Here is a 16,407-nt window from a genome sequence, read left to right on the forward strand (position 1 = left end):
ATCTCGTTCCCGGCAGGGGTTTGACGTCCGACGCCGCCCCTGCCATTACCCATAAGTGGAGCTTTTGGGGGCGTCCGCGAGTTGCTGGTCTAGGATAGTCTCGGGCGCCCTGGCGGCGCAATCGAAGGTGCGATGCGATGAGAAGCAGTGCAGGGCAGAGTGTACTGGTAACGGGGGGGGCCGGCTTTCTCGGCAGCCATCTCTGCGACCGGCTGATCGCGGACGGCCACGACGTCATCTGCGCCGACAATTTCTACACCGGCTCGAAGGCCAACATAGCCCACCTGCTCAGCAATCCGCGCTTCGAGCTGCTGCGGCACGATGTGACCTTCCCGCTCTATGTCGAGGTCGACCGCATCTACAATCTGGCTTGCCCGGCCTCGCCCATCCACTACCAGCGGGATCCGGTGCAAACCACCAAGACGAGCGTCCATGGCGCCATTAACATGCTTGGCCTCGCCAAGCGGCTCCACGCCCGCATCCTCCAGGCCTCGACCAGCGAAGTCTACGGCGATCCCGAGGTCCACCCCCAGACCGAGGCCTACTGGGGCCGGGTCAATCCCATCGGCACCCGTGCCTGCTACGACGAAGGCAAGCGCTGCGCTGAAACGCTGTTCTTCGACTATTACCGGCAGCATCAGCTCGATATCAAGGTGATGCGCATCTTCAATACCTACGGCCCGCGCATGCAGCCCGACGACGGGCGCGTGGTGTCGAACTTCATCGTCCAGGCACTGAAGGGCGAACCGCTGACTATCTATGGCGATGGCAGCCAGACCCGTAGCTTCTGCTACGTCGACGACCTCATCGAAGGCATGGTCCGTTTGATGGAGACGGGGCCGGACCTCCCTGGACCAGTCAATATCGGGAACCCCGGCGAGTTCACCATGCGCGAACTGGCCGAAATGGTGATCCGGCAGACGGGCAGCCACTCGGAACTGGTGTTCATGCCCATGCCGCCCGATGATCCGCGCCAGCGCCGACCCGATATCCAACTCGCCCGCGAGAAGCTTGGCTGGGCTCCCACCGTGCAGCTCGAGGCCGGCATGAGCCGCACCATCGCCTACTTCCGCGATCTGTTGGCCGCCTGATGCGCGTGGCAGTGGTCGGCGGGGCCGGGTACATCGGTAGCCATGCCGCCAAGGCGCTGGCCGTCGCCGGGCACGAACCGGTGGTGATCGATAACCTTTCCACCGGATATCGCGAGGCTGTGCGCTGGGGGGCACTCCACCAGGCCGATATCCGAGATCGCGAGGGCCTGCACACGCTGTTCGGGGTGGTACGGCCCGAGGCAGTCATGCATTTTGCCGCCTCGGCCTATGTCGGGGACTCGATGCGGGCGCCCCTTGCCTACTACGACAACAACGTGTCGGGCACCCTGGGGCTCGTCGAGGCAGCGCAACGAACAGGCTGCGCCGCGTTCGTCTTTTCCTCTTCCTGCGCCACATATGGTGTGCCGCACCTGCTGCCGATCACTGAAGACACGCTGCAGCAGCCGACCAATCCCTACGGCGAGACCAAACTGGCCTGTGAGCGGCTGCTGCATTGGACTGGCGTCGCGCACAATCTCAAGTGGATGGCTTTGCGCTACTTCAATGCGGCGGGCGCCGATCCCGAAGGCGAGATCGGCGAAACGCACGACCCCGAACCGCACCTGATCCCGTTAGCCCTCCGGGCCGCCGCCGGAACCGGCGCGCCGCTCAAGGTCATGGGTACCGACTATCCAACGCCGGATGGGACCGCGTTGCGTGACTATGTGCATGTCTCCGACCTCGCAACCGCCCATGTCCTCGCACTCGATCACCTCATGCGAGGCGGCCAGTCGCGCGCGGTAAATCTCGGCACCGGTCGACCGCACAGTGTGCTCGACGTGATCCGCACGGTGGGTACCGTCGTCGGCCGTCCCGTGGCCCACGAACTCGCACCGCGCCGGGCAGGGGACCCGCCCGAACTATGGGCTGACAGCGGGCTCGCGCGCTCATTGCTCGGCTGGACCCCGAAATATCCTGAGCTTGAAGCGATGGTCAGCAGCGCCTGGGCTTGGGAAGTCCGGCCCGGCGCTAACCTTACCGGCCAATATTGTACCGCACCGCACTCCGCCGCCGCGGAACCCGTGTTAGGAAACCGACGCGGCTGCTTCTGAGGTATTGACCATGCGATACTGCGCCATTGCCGCGCTTCTGGCATTTCTCGGCACCGCTATTCCGGCTGTTCCCACATTTGCAGCGGACGTTCCAGCGCGGAGCGTGCCGGCGAGCCCCGAGCTCGCGGAGCAGACTGCGCGACGCTACGTATCGCAGCGCGCGGTGCTGTTCATGATCCGCGCGACGTATGGCGTGGTGCCGAGTGTCGATGTGCCGGCGCTGGTCGCCGACGACGTCCGCGCTGTCGGCGCGGCGGGTCCGACCTACCTCGAGACTGCTCAATTGCAGCGCGACCTCATCGCCGAGGGCAGCTACTTTCTGATCTCGCTGCGCTATCTCGCCGAGAGCGGCGGCGCCAACTGGCCGGGCGATCGCGCGGAGACAATGTACATCAACGACGCGAAAGTCACTGTGGACGCCCTGCTCGACCGCCTCCTCGACGCCGTCGCGGCAGGCGACGACGTGCTGCCGATCATGCAGCAGGCTGATGAACTCTATTCGCTCACCGAGGGTATGCGCACTGTTGAGGTCGAACTCGATCACTTCGCCGATCGGGACCAGCTTGTTGACGACGCCTTCGCCCAGGTCGGGCCACGCTCGGGCACCTGAAATTGATCGACTGCCCGTGACTTGTGCAATCCGGCCGCAGCGCACCCTGCGGCTCGTGCGGAGACCGCACGGCGGTTCATGAAGCTCGATCTGCCGAGATGCGCCATGCTATTGCCGCGATTGCGCGGCCTAAGTGAAAACGCGTACATTTCGTTGTGCAGGAGTTGCTGCGGCAGCAGGGTCTCGTCGAGGGCACGCCTGATGGCATGTTGACCGGAGCAACCATCCGTGGCATTCGCGAACCGTGCGTCAGCAAGGCCAACGCCAACGCCCGCAATGCAGGGCCGCTCGCTCCTGCTGCTGTTGAGGTCGTGGTCAGCACGTTGAAGTGACGTCTGACAGGAAAGTTCGACCGGCGCAAATTAGCTAAAATGCGCCGGATACCTTAAAAAGCCCGGAAATCCGGGAGTGTCATTGTGCCGCCGTGCCCAATGAGGGGGATGGCGGAATGAAATCCAAATTGATGGTTGCAACAGCGCTCGTGATCGCCATGCTGGCGGGCACGGTGGAAGTTCAGGCAGCGGGCGCCCAGTCACCGCTCGGTTTCAAGATCTTCTGTATTAAGAACCCTGGCGAGTGCCAGCCCGGTGGCAAGTCCTCGGTGCCGATGACCGACGCGACCATGCAGACGCTCAAGCGCGTCAATCTGTCGGTGAATAATGCCATCCGCCCCAAGAACGACAATCGGGGCAAGGACGTCTGGACCCTAAACGCCAGCAGCGGCGACTGCGAAGACTATGTTGTCACCAAGCGTTCGCGGCTGATCAAATTGGGGCTACCGCCCGGCGCGCTCCGCATCGCCTTCGCCAAGACCCGCTCGGGCGAGGGGCACGCGATACTCATCGTCAAGACCAGCCAGGGCGACTTCGTGCTCGACAACCGCACCAACGCGGTCAAGCTCAAGGCCCAGGCCGGCTTGCGGATCATCTCGATGTCGGGCGCCAACCCGAAATCGTGGACCGGCGCCTGATCCATCGCCTTTGCCGCAACGAGAAAAGGGCCCCGAGGGGCCCTTTGCCTTTTCGCGAACCGCGTTGCTTGGCAGCCTAGCTGTTGCTGGCCGGCTCGGGTATTGGGTTGATCGCTGACGTCGGTGAGAAATCGCAGCTGTCGATCTGCTGGCCTATCAGGATGTATTCGGCCTTGACGTCTGCATCCAGCACCTTGCCGGCCGCTGTCGAGATTGCCTCGGGCAATTCAGTCTCGGCAATCTTGCAGTCCGGATCGTCGCGGTACAGTTCCACCAGCTTTAGGATCAGTTCAGTGATCTGCGGGTCAGCCTCCGCCGAGGGGGCCCCGATTACGCCAAGAAAGTCGGCCACGGCCTTGATGCACTGGCCATCCCGGCTGTGGTCGTCCTCGTACTGGAGATTGATGACGTCAGTACAGACCGTCATCACTTCATCTATGGTGCTGCTCTGGGCGAGGGCCGGAAGCGGCACGGCCACTGGGAGAGACAACACCAGCGCCGCCGCAGCTGTAATAAGCCATCTCATAGCGCTTTCCTTACATGGTGCATTAATACCTCATTAAGTAAGCGCCTCGCACCGCGGAAAGTCAACAAATCTGGGCGTGCCCGGCAATCAATTCGGGACACGGTTAATCGCCGAGCCCGCGCCGAGGAGAAACTACGGTAGGGGAAGAAGCGACAGCAACCACACCAAGTTGTGCAGTCTCGGCAATAGAGCAACCTGCGCGGGTCGGTAGAGTATTGCAGTGCGAACCTCCGGTTCGACGACACGTTGGGCTGCTTTTCGGCCCTCGCGACAACTGTCGTCGAGAAAAGCTGAACTATGGACTCCGATTATCCCAGCCAAGCCCTGCAGCCCTCGAGTCTTGTCGCGGCGGCGCGATGTAAATCGTTCGTGATCACGCCAACCCTCGGCAAAGCCTGGGTGCCGGGCGCGTGAGCGGCAACCGGCTGGATCGCCTTTTTGAAAGCCGTTCCAAGGCGCTGTAATTACGTCCTTGCGCTTGCGGTTAATATATCGTTAAGATCATACGGGTTGCGGAGCCTTAAGTACTGTGAGTGCGGACGGTTCTTCTGACGTCCGGGGTGCGAGGTGCCGCCCATGGCAGAGATATCATTTGGCCAGAATCCCAGGCAGCCGCCGCGTCGGGATGCAACTTTCCAGATTGCTTCGGTACATCCAGTAAGCCCGCCCATCGTCACTAGTCACAGCGGACTGCCGCTGCGGTGGCGCGACGGGATGCCGATCGTCGCATCTCCAACGTACTCTGACGATTGTTATGCGGTGCTGAAGCGCGCGATGGATATTGTAATGGCGATCGCAGCGATAGTAGTTCTCACTCCGTTGCTGCTGGGCGTGGCACTGGCGATAAGGCTGACGAGCCCGGGGCCCGTGCTGTTCCGGCAAGTGCGCGCGGGGCGGGACGACACGCTGTTCCAGCTCTACAAATTCAGAACCATGCGCCAAGAGGTGTGCGACCACTCCGGTGTTGCGCAAACAGTGCTCGACGACGAGCGCGTAACCCCCATAGGCCGTTGGCTGCGTTGCTCGAGCCTCGACGAGCTTCCTCAGCTCTTCAACATCCTGCGGGGCGACATGTCGTTCGTCGGCCCTCGTCCGCACGTTGCCGGGCAGCTGGCCGGCGGCAGGCCGTACCGGGCACTCGTCGTCTACTACGACATGCGGCGCAGCGTTCGACCCGGGTTAACCGGCTGGGCGCAGGCGAACGGGCTGCGAGGGCCGACCGAAGATCCGACCAAGGCACGCGAACGCGTGGAGCACGACATGGCATACATCCAGAACGCATCGCTTGTGCTCGATTTGCGAATAATCTTCTTGACGGCCCGCGACGAGTTCATCTCGGGCGGCGGTAGCTAGGTCCTTAACCCAGGCGTGTGACCATGCTAGTCGGGCCCTTTGCAGTCGGTGACGGTTGCTCGGTCCGGTCGGCGCAGTGGTTAATCAAGGCATCGAGCTTGCTGCCCGCCTTCAGTAGGCCTGCGACATCGGCTCTGGCTTTCGACGTTAACCTTCCAAGCTGACCGGTGATGGCGGTCTCGCGGGTCTCATCAACCAGTGGGTTGCTGTTGCTCTTGTGGACCACATTCTCGACCGGTTCGGTGCCCAACAGTTCAGGGGCGAAAATGAAGTAGCGCTCGGCACGCCAGAGAAACTGAGCTTTCGCGTCCGCTGCGTCCTGGTGTCTGTGCCTCGGTTTAAGCCGGATCGCCGCTGACTCCTGGGCGGTTCTGAACCAGTTCTTTCAGCACATCGGGCGAGTTGTACAACTGCCGCTAGTACCGTCGACCTGGGCGAGGGCGACACGCTGCTCGGCCTCCCAAAGTGGGCATACCAAGGCTCGGCAACCGGCCCATTCGTCAACCGTAACTCCTTCGCGACTTTCCTGGCTATGGGGGCAGCGGTCGGAGCGGTCAGGTTTGACCTCGATGGCGCCCGCCGAGTGGAGTACTGACATCTGTGAACCGTGCTTGCTCCTCATCCGAGGGTGAAATACTGTTAAACGGGAGCGCGGCAGAATTCGACGGGAGCACTCGGCCTCCTCTAACTGAAGAACTTCACGCTATTGTTGTAAGGAGCACATTGATGAAGACTGCTCTGGTGCTGGGTGCTGGCGGATTTATCGGTAGCCATCTGGTGAAGCGCCTCAAGCGTGAAGGGTTCTGGGTCCGGGGCGTGGACCTCAAGTTCCCCGCATTTTCCGAGACTGAGGCCGACGATTTTGTCGTGGGTGACCTGCGTGAACAGAGCGTGGTGACCGGCGTGATCGATCGGGGGTTCGACGAGGTCTACCAGTTGGCCGCCGACATGGGCGGCGCAGGGTACATCTTCACCGGCGAGCACGACGCCGACATCATGCACAATTCGGCAACGATCAACCTCAACGTCGCCGACCGGGCCTTGAAGCGGAATATCAAAAAAGTATTCTACTCCTCATCAGCCTGCATGTACCCGGCCTACAACCAGGAAGATCCAGACACTCCGAATTGCGCGGAGTCATCGGCTTATCCGGCCGCCCCCGACAGCGAATACGGCTGGGAGAAACTGTTCTCCGAGCGACTGTTCCTTGCCTACAACCGCAATTACGGCATGACCAACCGGGTGGCGCGCTACCACAACATTTTTGGGCCAGAGGGCACTTGGCAGGGGGGCAAGGAAAAGGCGCCGGCCGCCGTCTGCCGAAAGGTCGCGATGGCAACCAATGGCGGCGAGATCGAGATCTGGGGCGACGGCAACCAGACCCGTTCGTTTCTCTTTATCGACGAGTGCCTCGAGGGGACAATTCGACTCACCCGGTCGGCCTTCGAGGGGCCCGTCAACATTGGTTCAGATGAGATGGTGACCATCAACCAGCTGGTTGACTACGTTTCCGAGATCGCCGGTAAGAAGCTGCATAAGAACCACATAGCCGGACCGACGGGCGTTCGTGGCCGCAACTCCGACAACCACTTAATCGAGGAAAAGCTCGGCTGGCGCCCCTCGCAGTCCCTTAAGGCGGGGCTCGAAAGGACATACGAGTGGATCGAGCGGCAAGCGCACGCCAACTACGAGAGAGTCGCCTGATATTGGCCTGGAGCTGGAGCTCGCCTTGGTGAACAGGCCTCTCAAAGTGTTGTTACACGACTATAGCGGCCATGCGCACTCCGTGCGTCTGGCTCGTGCCGTGTCGGAACTGGGGCAGCAGGTTTCATACGTATCGTTTGCAGGCTTTCCAACTCCGAAGGGAAAAGTCGATGGCGAAGGCGGGGTCCCCGGCGCCTTCAACGCCACGCAGTTGAACATCAGTCGGCCCTTCGACAAGGACAATCTCCTGCGCCGGCTGGTGCAGGAACTGGAATATGCCTCTGTCCTTGAGCAGCACGTTACTGCCGAGAAGCCGGATGTCATCGTCTCGTCAAACTCCCCGATCGCAGTCCAGGAGCGGCTGCTCCACTACTGCCATACGCATGGCGCGGCGTTCGTCTTCTGGTGCCAGGACATCAACAGCGAGGCCATCAGCCGGTTGCTGGGAAAGAAGAACGCGTTGTTGGGCAGGGTGGCGGGATGGCACTACCGGCGCAAGGAGCGTCGGCTGCTCGAGCGCAGCGATGCGCTCGTGTTGATTGCAGAGGGCTTCGCCCACGTCATCCGGGCCGCACCCTGGAACGTCAAGCGTCGCGACATCCATGTGATCGAAAACATCGCACCGCTCGACGAAGTCCCGCAATATCCCCGCGACAACGACTGGTCACTTGCCAACATGCGGCCGGGCCGCAAACGCATCGTCTATACCGGGACCTTGGCGCGCAAGCACAACCCGGACCTGCTGCTTGAACTGGCCAGGCACTTGGACGCCGACGTGCATCTCTTCTCCCAGGGATCGGCGCCGGACTACGTAAAGCAAAAGGCTGCGGCCGAGGGCCTCGACAACGTCTTCGTACGCCCTTGGGCGACGGTGGAGGACCTGCCAAAGGTGCTGGCAGCTGCCGACGTGCTCTACGCCATGATCGAGCCCGACGCGAGCGTGTTCTCGGTGCCCTCCAAGGTGCTGAGCTATCTGGCGGCGGGCCGGGCCGTCCTGGGTTCCATTACTCCGGAGAACCTCGCGAGCGAGACGGTGCTTCGCGCCCATGCCGGCAAGATGGTGGCTCCGGGCGATGTTCCCGGCTTGCTCGCCGCCGCGTCCGGGCTGCTTTCTAACGACGCCGAACGCGAGGCGATGGGGCGAAACGGGCGTCTGTATGCGGAACGAACGTTCCGGGTGGAAGGTGTTGCCGCGCGGTTCGCCAAGATCATTGCCAGCGTGGCCCAGTCCTCCCCACCGTCGACGCGGTGAGCACGCTGCTGTGGATTGGCAAGGCCCCCGGTGACGGGTCAGCCTGCGACGAGGTCTATGACCGCAGGATGATTGTCGCGCTGCTGCAACAGGGTATCGACGTCACGGTTGCCCACCCGCTGCGCGTCGCCAAGACGCAGGAAATTGCCAACCTGGCGTGCGGCTTTCCGCACTATCGCGCTCAGTATATGTCGCGAGCCAACCTGCAGCTGCTTGCTGATGCGGGCATGCGATGGCGATCTGCTCGTGGGAGCCGTTCGACATGCTGGCCTGGCACATGCCGATCCCGACCGTGCCGATCCTCCACAACATTACCAGTCTCGCTGCCCTCGATGTTTCCGGCCCACCGGTAGCACCTGCTCGCATCAGGTGCCGCGGCGTGGCAGCGTCGCGCCTACGGCAGTGGGCGGTTTCCCGCCGTTGCGGTACTGTCGCCGGCCGACGTGGCCTACGGGCACTCGGTGGCTCCCTCCACACGCGTCATCTACGCTCCGCCTGGGTTGCCCGCTGTAGTGGAGCTTGAGGCGGGTGCGGGCTTCCTGCCGGAGCTTGTGCTTTCCGGAACTTTCGACTGGCGACCCAAGCGTCGCGACCTGCTGTCATTCGCGCGCGACTACGTTCGCGGGGGGGCGCCCTGACCCATCTACGCTGACGCCCTGCCAGACGAGGCGGCCGAGCTGCTGAAGGCGAGGCCGATGTCAGAACTGAACCGCGCCGCCGCGATCGTGTCGGCACCGTCCCCGACCGGTTCGTGGCCGGTCACAAACTCAAGGTAGGCGCATACCCTGCGATGAACTACGCAGTAGCCAGTTACGGCTCGCTGCGTCGGTACCCGAGCAGGTGGCCAGCAAGTTCGACCACTTCCGGCTCGAGGATGCTCCGGTCGTCCCGCGCACCGGCACCTACCGCCTCAGCGGCACCATCCGCCTGCAGCCGGGCCAGTCGGCCAACCTCACCCTCTTCGGCGAGGCAAGGCCGCAGCTCAGCTTCGAGCGTACCGCGAACGGAGAAGTCTCCCTACGACTGTGGCGGGGCCCTGTGGCGGATATGCAGGACTTTGCCCATGGCTACAGCGTGCCGCTCGGAGACCTCGACGAGTTCTATATCGACGTCTTTGTTGACAACGGACTTGTGCAGTTCGCGGCGGATGACGGCAGGATATGGGCCACCAACCTGCACTTCCCAGGTGAGGTCGCGGAGCTTGTCAGCCTAAATCGTCATGCGGTTGCTATCGATCGCGAGGTTGAAAGAGCACGAGGTCGCGGGCCGAGCGGCCGATTTCCAGCTTTACGCGGATTGACCATACGTGCCGGGGTGTGAGTGGCCGCTTCTGCCCCTACAAGCGATCCCTTGTTCCAGGGTGATGCACGGCCGGGCAAATGTTCAGGTCTATTCATGGCGATGACCTCGCCATTGCCCTCCCACCGCATTGCTCGAGATGATCGGCGCCCGGCATACCTCCACAGGCCGATTATGGCGGCGCATACTGGACGCTCGGGCAGCGGGGGGAGGGCTGACGGTCTTGAGGTTGTGTCAACAATTGTCTGCGCACGTGGGAGCTATTGCTATGCTTCACAGTGCTCGGCATGGTTCCCGTGCTCCGCCATTATTCGCCGCGCCATGGAAAGCTCTCCCGTTGAAGACAACGACGAAACTCCCCTGGAGATCGTCGTGCAGCTGTTTCCAACGGCGATGCTGGATTGCGTCCGGATGATCGAGGCGCAAATCGAGGCGGCATTCCCGGACGTCGATGTGATCGATCTGAGCCACTGTGTCACTATCACCCTTGCGACGTGGGTGCATGAACTCGACAGGGCCGGGCGGCTCGATATGCCAGCTCCGGACGTCGCCTACGTCTACCAGGCCGGCCGGATTGCAGCCGAGGAGGTGGAGCGGCAGTTGCTTCCTCGCCTCCAGACGACCATCGATGGCTTGAAGCTGGCGTGAATTACCGCGCGAAGCGGTGCGGGGGCGTTGGCGCCAGGCTCATGGGTCGGTGAAAACTAAACGCGGCTGGAGAGCGCAGCAACCGGCAAGTCGGGATCGGTCTGGAGGTGCCTCTGGCGAACGTCTTGCCTCAAGGGCAGGGGAGGAGATCAAGCATAAACGCCGTACTCGAGCTGACGCAGGTAGGTCTCAACGATTTCCATGCCAACCGGGGTGGCGATCAGGTCAATCGGACGGTAACGGTTGAGGCCAATCGCTTGGCTTTCAAGCCACCGCTGCGCTGCCCGGCGAGACCCAAGAAGGGAAGACGCTTTCGCCAGGATAGAGGCGACTTTCCAGGCTCGAGCGCTCTGATCGGCGCTCAGCACGGTTGGCGGTCCATGTTTGCGGCGCCGCAACCGGCGCATGCTCACACCTAGTGCCGCCTCGACGGAAGCCTTGTCTTCGATCTCCGTCAGGTTGCCAAGCAGAGCAAGCAATGCGGCCGCCGGTAGGCCGTCGAGAAGGAGTTGATGGGCGTCAAGCTGACTCTCGAGCCGGTAGCCAAGAACCCGCTGCCCACCGAGCATCTCGATGAGCGGTCTCAACGTCACCGGCACCTCGTCCAGCGGTGGATCTCCTCCGGAACCGCCCATTTTCTCTCCGTTTCATTCAGGATCAGAGACTAGCATGCGACAGCCTGGGGCGCTTGAAAACTAGCCGAACGAGCCCGCTCACCGTCTGGGGCCGAAGCGGCGAACGTTAACCCCGCCCACCAACCAGTCGGTAGGCCCGCCAGTCCGGCATCGGTTGCGGAGGTGCTATGACGCCCTTCATCACGGCGCCGGCTCCGTGACCACCCGTGTAGCTGCCAGGGCGGGTCTTCCAACCCAGTCGAAAGGTCGGATGGTACTTGCCGCATAGCGAGCAGTAGACGCGGGACGCGAGTTCGGCCCTCCGCTCGTAAAAGTCGAATTCCCACCCAAGGCGTTGAATGGCCAACTCGATGCGCAACGGTCCGCGATGGGAGCAGATCCAATAGTTCGAGCAGTCGCAGTCGATGACCTGGTCGCCTCCAGAAATTGCCGCAGGGTTCGGGCCGGTCTTCCCTTCATCGGCATTGGCGATCATGGCCTCGCCGATGTCGGTGCCACCAGCTAGGTCGGGGGCCAGGGAGTTTGGTCGAACACCTTTCTGGCGATGAGGTGGACACGAGACCTTCCTTCTGAACCTCGCCGGTTACTGCCATCATCCGCGAGCCCAGCACAACGGCACGATTGGCTTCGAATACCTTCGGCCAGACGATGATGTTGGCGAGCCCCGTCTCGTCCTCCAAACTCATGAAGATGACCCCGCTTGCCGTCCCTGGCCGCTGGCGGACCAGCACGAGACCGGCGACGGTGACGACGCGTCCAGCCGGAACTTCGCGGAGCTCGCCGGCGGAGATTGTGCGCCTGGCAGTCAGGGTTTCGCGTAGGAACGTCAGAGGGTGTCCCTTTTGCGACAGGCTCAAGGTTCGGAAATCATGGATGATCTGCTCGCCTATGGGCATCGGCGGCAGATTGGCATCGATTTCGGGGTGCTGTTCGGGTCGCCCGGCGGCGACGAACAACGGCAGGTTCTCGGCGCCGTCGCCGCCCCTTAAGCCGCCGACGGCCCACCTGGCGTCCTGCCTCTCGAGACCAAGGGATCGGAAGGCGTCTGCGTCGGCAAGCTTCTCGAGGGTCGACTGTCCCAGGCCAGTTCGTAGCCACAGATCGCGAACGCTGTCGTAGCCGCGTCCGCGTCGCGCGACGATCAGGTTCGCCTCTTCGTCGCTAAGTCCTTTGACAAAGCCGAGACCGAGCCTGATGGCCTGGATCGAGCGAATGTCCTCGCGCATATCCGCATGTTGTCGCCAGATGCGGTCGGCACCCAGTGTCCCGGATTCCAGGACCGACACCAGATCGGACCGGTTGATGTCCACGTTTCCAACCGAAGACGATCTCATCGAGGGGATGGTCCGGCTGATGGAAACTGGCCCCGGACTTCCCCGGACCGGTCAACATCGGCAATCCGGGCAAGTTCACAGTGCGCGCACTTGCCGAAAGGCCGCCCGCCTGACCGGCAGCCGCTCGGAGATGGTATTTCTTCTCATTCCGCCGACGATCCGCGTCAGCGACAGCGACATCACACTGGCGCGTGAGAAGCTCGGATAGGCCCCAAGCGTCGACCTCGAAGCCGGAATGATCCGCACCATCGCCTACTTCCGCAACCTGCTGGCCGCCTGATCATGCGCGTCGCGGTTGTGGGCGGTGCAGGCTATTTCGGAAGTGCAAGCAGCCGGGCGCAGTCACCGGTCGACATCTCTTAACTGAGCTACCCAAACCAGATCTCGCCGTGGCTCACGCGCGGGTTTAGGCGTCACGGCCGATGGATACTCGGCGCGGATGGCTGAGCATGACGGTCGACACCAAGCCAAAGATCGCTGCCTCGGCAATGAAGTGACGATCGGCACGCCAGAGAAGCTGAGCTTTCGCATCTGTCGAGTCTGTGTTCGTGGCTGTGCCTCGGTCTAGGCCAGATCGCCCTGGATTTCGGAGCGGATTCTGAACAGTTCTACTTTTTTCAGCGCGTCGGGCGCTATGGCCGGCTTCGTTGCGGAGTTACTTTGTCCCGGCCTCAGGTTCGATCGCGGTATCAACTGAAACGCCAGTTGTACAACCGCCGCCAGTACCGTCTATTGCGCTCTCGCGCTGAGTTCGCTCGGGCCTGAGTAAGCCCACGATATTTGACTAAAGCTCAACAGCCAGCTAGCGTTTGGAGCGGTATCGTTTTTGAGGATGATGCAAATGGTGCGCCTGTTAGGTACGATTGCCATGGTCCTGCTCATCTCTGCCGCAATTGCCCAGGAGACTGCGGCAATTGATCCGACGCCGCAGACGGCGGCTATTCGGGCACCTTCCATCGGTCCGGCGTAGCAACCGCTCGCGGCGGAAGCCGGTGATGGAACCGGAGCGCAGCTGGAGATCGTCAAATTTGGGCGCTTGGTGTGCTGCCTGCGTCGGTTTGTTGATGCTCGTGGCTTCCCTTGCCCTCCTTGTGTTTGAGGCGCGGCCGTATTTCACCTCCGGGCTCAGGCTGGATCAGAAGATTGCCGCCGTCTCCACCGGCCAGTTGGAGCCGGGGCTGTCGTTCAATTCGCAAACTCTGGTGCTTGACGACTGTCGGCAGGTCCTGACCGCCGTTCGGGTGCGGGTGATGGCGGCCTCGGACAAAGCGCCGTTGGCGGGCCACTGCGCGGTCGTCTCGCGTTTTGTTGCCGATCGGTCGCCCCTCAATTCGTATGCCCGATACGTCCAGGCGCTCGCGGCGGTATCATCTGGGCGAGAAGCAGAACTCGCCGATAGTCTGCTGGCCTCCCAGCGCACCGCCCCCTGGGAGGCATGGCTCGCGGGATTGCGTATCGAACTCGCTGCGCGCTATTTTGATCTGCTGCCCGAACCAGCGCAGACCGCCTACAAATCGGACCTGACGGCCGCGGCCTCGAGTAGCGGAAGCCTATCGTCTGTCGTGGCTGCGTATCGCAGGTATGCGGGGCAACGCCAGATGATCACCGCAGCCGTCGAGCAGCTTCCAGCAGCCATGCAATCGGCCTTTTTAAGCCAGGTGCGCTCCAGCAACCGGGTTACCCCATGACTTCTGCGGGAGAGCCTTCAAGGCCGAAAACCTTGTCGTTGGGGGCGAGACCGGTGCCTTCAGCCGCGATATCAGGTCGTGGACGGGCGTCGCACGAGCATGGCCTGAACGCTGCCCTAGGGGTCGTGATAGCCTGCTGGCTTCTTCTCATGCCCCTCCCCCTTGGCAGTGCTCGCCCCGCATACTGGTTGATCAATGCCGCGGCCGTTGGTGCCATCGGTTTGTGGTACTGGTGGTCGCTTGCGAGGTTGGGTGCGGGAGTGCGCTTCGGGTTGCGCTCGGTTCCTATCGCGGCGCTGATCTACCTGCTTCTGATCGTTTGGATCGCTGTCCAGGCGCTGCCGCTGGGCTTCGCGCCCGCTATCTCGCTCGCGGATGGCCTTCATTTGGCTTGGCCCGCCATCAGCGTTGCTCCCGACACAAGCTGGCTTGTGCTGCTCCAAGTCCTGACGTACGGCGCCTGCTTCGCCTTGATCATGCAGGTGGCCGCCAATCGAGCGCGAGCTCAGTCACTGCTCGAACTGATCTTTTTTGGCGTTGCTGCCTACGCGCTTCTCGGGCTGGTACTGCTTGCCGAGGGCGACACGCTGCTCGGCCTCCCAAAGTGGGCATACCAAGGCTCGGCAACCGGCCCATTCGTCAACCGTAACTCCTTCGCGACTTTCCTGGCTATGGGCGCAGCGGTCGGAGCGGCGCTCCTCACTTGCGCAAACACGCGCCTCCTTCCTCAATCTCGCTGGATGCGCCTTGCGCTTGTCCTGGCAGGTCTATTGATTGTTGGTACAGCAATACTCGCCACTAGGTCCCGGATGGGCGCCGCATCCGCCGCTATCGGTATCCTGGTCTCCTTGCTTGCCGGAGGCACTCGGGCGAGATGGGGGTTGCTCCGCTGGCTCGCTGTCGGGGTGACGACGGTGGCCTGTGCGGCCGCTATGGCGTGGGCGTTCGGGAGCGGGGTCCTCGAGCGCATCATCACCGTCGGGGAGGACACTGCCGACGGTCGCGCCGTACTCTATTCCCAGGTGTTGGACATGATCCGCGACCGTCCGTTCGTTGGTTTCGGCGCTGGCACGTTTGAGCAGGCTTTCCCACTATACCATCATCTGCCTCTCAGCACTGACGTGCTCTGGGACAAGGCGCATTCGACCTACCTCACGCTGTGGACCGAACTCGGTCTTGTCGGCGGGTCGCTTCCGTTACTGGCTATCGCGATCATTGCGATCCAACTGGTGTCGTCGCTGAAGCGAAGCGAGGAGTACTGGTCTCCGTCCGCGGCGGGGTTGGGCGCCATCGCTGTCGTTGCGATACATTCGTTGGTCGACTTCAGCATAGAGATCCAAGCCGTCGCAGTACTATTCGTGGTCCTGCTGGCGCTCGGTGTCGCGCAGAAGCGCATCGGAACGGGCCAATGATCTGGAGCAAGCTGGCCATCCTGAAGGACCTGGTTCGGCCGGCACCGGCAAAGGTCGAACCCAGAGGACGCCTCCAGATCGATGTCGGAGAACGACCGATCTACGCGATCGGCGACGTTCACGGTTGTCTCGCCGCGCTCCGTGCACTTGAGGCGAAGATTACCGCTGACGCGAGGAGCCACTCCCATCGTCCGCTGGTGGTCATGCTTGGCGATGTTGTCGATCGCGGCCCGGCGTCAGCCCAGGTCATCGACCATTTGTTGACCACTACGCCCGACTTCGACCGGATCTGTCTTGCCGGCAATCATGAGTTGGCAATGGCGGCGTTCTTGCGCGCCCCCCGCCGACGCCACGAGTGGCTGGACTTCGGTGGGCTTGAGACTTTGCTGTCTTACGGGATCGAGGAAACTGCCCTCCACCAGGCCCTCGGCAGGGTCGATCGTCTCCGAGCCTTGGTCGATAGTCATATACCGGGCGATCATCGGCAGTTCCTAGATGAGCTGCCGGTTCTGCTCGAAACGCGTCAGCACATATTTGTGCATGCCGGCCTGCGGCCGGGCACCCCTATCGAAATTCAGCATGATTCCGATTTGGTCTGGTTTCGAGACGGTTTTTCGTCAGACTATGCGGAGTTTGGCAAGACTATCGTCCATGGCCATACCCCGGTTATGGAGCCGCTGCTTTCGAAACATCGCATCTGTGTCGATACGGGGGCGTATGCAACGGGTCGGTTGACGGCGGTGAAGTTGGTGGCAGGTAACGGGCCGCTCGTGCTGACGGTCGGTCCGACAGCGTCTGAAGGAGGCAATCATTCGCGTCGCTGACCCACCGAT

At 62.3% G+C, this 16,407-nt stretch carries 17 protein-coding genes; 13 read left to right on the forward strand and 4 right to left on the reverse strand.

Annotation, left to right across the window (positions count from 1 at the left end; all coding sequences use genetic code 11):
• Positions 1–137 precede the first annotated feature (137 nt).
• The 4 genes from AC1DV8_RS14445 to AC1DV8_RS14460 all read left to right on the forward strand — a co-directional run bounded on the left by AC1DV8_RS14445 (position 138) and on the right by AC1DV8_RS14460 (position 3,723).
• Positions 138–1,091, forward strand: a complete 954-nt coding sequence (locus AC1DV8_RS14445) for a UDP-glucuronic acid decarboxylase family protein (RefSeq protein WP_477157927.1) — start codon at positions 138–140, stop codon at positions 1,089–1,091.
• Entirely contained in the window at positions 1,091–2,143 is a 1,053-nt protein-coding gene (gene galE / locus AC1DV8_RS14450; protein ID WP_477157928.1) for a UDP-glucose 4-epimerase GalE, read from the forward strand. Before AC1DV8_RS14445 ends, galE begins: the two co-directional genes overlap by 1 nt.
• Before the next feature lie 10 nt (positions 2,144–2,153).
• Positions 2,154–2,753 carry a hypothetical protein gene (locus AC1DV8_RS14455; protein WP_477157929.1) on the forward strand — a complete coding sequence of 200 codons (600 nt, stop codon included), beginning with the start codon at positions 2,154–2,156 and terminating at the stop codon, positions 2,751–2,753.
• A 448-nt stretch (positions 2,754–3,201) separates the two neighbouring features.
• The gene (locus tag AC1DV8_RS14460) at positions 3,202–3,723 is read left to right on the forward strand and encodes a transglutaminase-like cysteine peptidase (RefSeq protein ID WP_477157930.1); all 522 of its coding nucleotides are present in this window, start codon (positions 3,202–3,204) and stop codon (positions 3,721–3,723) included.
• A gap of 76 nt (positions 3,724–3,799) precedes the next feature.
• Here AC1DV8_RS14460 and AC1DV8_RS14465 read toward each other — a convergent pair whose 3' ends face one another.
• Positions 3,800–4,249: a hypothetical protein gene (locus AC1DV8_RS14465; protein ID WP_477151277.1), complete on the reverse strand. Its 450-nt coding sequence runs from the start codon at positions 4,247–4,249 to the stop codon at positions 3,800–3,802.
• A gap of 774 nt (positions 4,250–5,023) precedes the next feature.
• On the opposite strand from AC1DV8_RS14465, the gene AC1DV8_RS14470 reads away from it, so the two are divergent.
• The 3 genes from AC1DV8_RS14470 (at position 5,024) to AC1DV8_RS14480 (ending at position 8,558) form a co-directional block, all read left to right on the forward strand.
• Entirely contained in the window at positions 5,024–5,602 is a 579-nt protein-coding gene (locus tag AC1DV8_RS14470; RefSeq protein ID WP_477158001.1) for a sugar transferase, read from the forward strand.
• A 726-nt stretch (positions 5,603–6,328) separates the two neighbouring features.
• The gene (locus AC1DV8_RS14475; protein ID WP_477157931.1) at positions 6,329–7,306 is read left to right on the forward strand and encodes an NAD-dependent epimerase/dehydratase family protein; all 978 of its coding nucleotides are present in this window, start codon (positions 6,329–6,331) and stop codon (positions 7,304–7,306) included.
• Positions 7,307–7,334: 28 nt separating this feature from the next.
• The gene (locus AC1DV8_RS14480; RefSeq protein ID WP_477157932.1) at positions 7,335–8,558 is read left to right on the forward strand and encodes a glycosyltransferase family 4 protein; all 1,224 of its coding nucleotides are present in this window, start codon (positions 7,335–7,337) and stop codon (positions 8,556–8,558) included.
• Between the two features lie 38 nt (positions 8,559–8,596).
• Here the strand turns inward: AC1DV8_RS14480 and AC1DV8_RS14485 are convergent, their stop codons facing one another.
• Positions 8,597–8,731: a hypothetical protein gene (locus AC1DV8_RS14485; RefSeq protein ID WP_477157933.1), complete on the reverse strand. Its 135-nt coding sequence runs from the start codon at positions 8,729–8,731 to the stop codon at positions 8,597–8,599.
• A 667-nt stretch (positions 8,732–9,398) separates the two neighbouring features.
• Between AC1DV8_RS14485 and AC1DV8_RS14490 the strand changes: the two genes are divergently transcribed.
• Entirely contained in the window at positions 9,399–9,878 is a 480-nt protein-coding gene (locus tag AC1DV8_RS14490) for a hypothetical protein (protein WP_477157934.1), read from the forward strand.
• A gap of 351 nt (positions 9,879–10,229) precedes the next feature.
• Positions 10,230–10,505 carry a hypothetical protein gene (locus AC1DV8_RS14495; protein ID WP_477157935.1) on the forward strand — a complete coding sequence of 92 codons (276 nt, stop codon included), beginning with the start codon at positions 10,230–10,232 and terminating at the stop codon, positions 10,503–10,505.
• Between the two features lie 149 nt (positions 10,506–10,654).
• Here the strand turns inward: AC1DV8_RS14495 and AC1DV8_RS14500 are convergent, their stop codons facing one another.
• The gene (locus AC1DV8_RS14500) at positions 10,655–11,140 is read right to left on the reverse strand and encodes an antitoxin Xre/MbcA/ParS toxin-binding domain-containing protein (protein WP_477157936.1); all 486 of its coding nucleotides are present in this window, start codon (positions 11,138–11,140) and stop codon (positions 10,655–10,657) included.
• Positions 11,141–11,595: 455 nt separating this feature from the next.
• Complete coding sequence (locus AC1DV8_RS14505) at positions 11,596–12,450, reverse strand: helix-hairpin-helix domain-containing protein (protein WP_477157937.1); 855 nt, start codon at positions 12,448–12,450, stop codon at positions 11,596–11,598.
• Here AC1DV8_RS14505 and AC1DV8_RS14510 point away from each other — a divergent pair.
• The 4 genes from AC1DV8_RS14510 (at position 12,443) to AC1DV8_RS14525 (ending at position 16,398) form a co-directional block, all read left to right on the forward strand.
• Positions 12,443–12,682 carry a hypothetical protein gene (locus AC1DV8_RS14510; protein WP_477157938.1) on the forward strand — a complete coding sequence of 80 codons (240 nt, stop codon included), beginning with the start codon at positions 12,443–12,445 and terminating at the stop codon, positions 12,680–12,682. The genes AC1DV8_RS14505 and AC1DV8_RS14510 overlap by 8 nt on opposite strands.
• Positions 12,683–13,469: 787 nt before the next feature.
• Positions 13,470–14,162, forward strand: a complete 693-nt coding sequence (locus tag AC1DV8_RS14515) for a hypothetical protein (RefSeq protein ID WP_477157939.1) — start codon at positions 13,470–13,472, stop codon at positions 14,160–14,162.
• A gap of 188 nt (positions 14,163–14,350) precedes the next feature.
• Positions 14,351–15,574: an O-antigen ligase family protein gene (locus tag AC1DV8_RS14520; RefSeq protein ID WP_477157940.1), complete on the forward strand. Its 1,224-nt coding sequence runs from the start codon at positions 14,351–14,353 to the stop codon at positions 15,572–15,574.
• Positions 15,571–16,398 carry a metallophosphoesterase gene (locus AC1DV8_RS14525; RefSeq protein ID WP_477157941.1) on the forward strand — a complete coding sequence of 276 codons (828 nt, stop codon included), beginning with the start codon at positions 15,571–15,573 and terminating at the stop codon, positions 16,396–16,398. The genes AC1DV8_RS14520 and AC1DV8_RS14525 overlap by 4 nt, the downstream gene beginning before the upstream one ends.
• Positions 16,399–16,407 lie beyond the last annotated feature (9 nt).

Source organism: Devosia sp. P3_B2, from assembly GCF_056402875.1.

What these genes read in the sequence shown, in the direction of transcription:
- AC1DV8_RS14525 (WP_477157941.1), top strand. Translation starts at nt 15,571, where the DNA reads ATGATCTGGAGCAAGCTGGCCATCCTGAAGGACCTGGTTCGGCCGGCA.
- AC1DV8_RS14445 (WP_477157927.1), top strand. Translation starts at nt 138, where the DNA reads ATGAGAAGCAGTGCAGGGCAGAGTGTACTGGTAACGGGGGGGGCCGGC.
- AC1DV8_RS14455 (WP_477157929.1), top strand. Translation starts at nt 2,154, where the DNA reads ATGCGATACTGCGCCATTGCCGCGCTTCTGGCATTTCTCGGCACCGCT.
- AC1DV8_RS14460 (WP_477157930.1), top strand. Translation starts at nt 3,202, where the DNA reads ATGAAATCCAAATTGATGGTTGCAACAGCGCTCGTGATCGCCATGCTG.
- galE (WP_477157928.1), top strand. Translation starts at nt 1,091, where the DNA reads ATGCGCGTGGCAGTGGTCGGCGGGGCCGGGTACATCGGTAGCCATGCC.
- AC1DV8_RS14470 (WP_477158001.1), top strand. Translation starts at nt 5,024, where the DNA reads ATGGATATTGTAATGGCGATCGCAGCGATAGTAGTTCTCACTCCGTTG.
- AC1DV8_RS14515 (WP_477157939.1), top strand. Translation starts at nt 13,470, where the DNA reads ATGGAACCGGAGCGCAGCTGGAGATCGTCAAATTTGGGCGCTTGGTGT.
- AC1DV8_RS14500 (WP_477157936.1), bottom strand. Translation starts at nt 11,140, where the DNA reads ATGGGCGGTTCCGGAGGAGATCCACCGCTGGACGAGGTGCCGGTGACG.
- AC1DV8_RS14465 (WP_477151277.1), bottom strand. Translation starts at nt 4,249, where the DNA reads ATGAGATGGCTTATTACAGCTGCGGCGGCGCTGGTGTTGTCTCTCCCA.
- AC1DV8_RS14475 (WP_477157931.1), top strand. Translation starts at nt 6,329, where the DNA reads ATGAAGACTGCTCTGGTGCTGGGTGCTGGCGGATTTATCGGTAGCCAT.
- AC1DV8_RS14510 (WP_477157938.1), top strand. Translation starts at nt 12,443, where the DNA reads ATGTCCACGTTTCCAACCGAAGACGATCTCATCGAGGGGATGGTCCGG.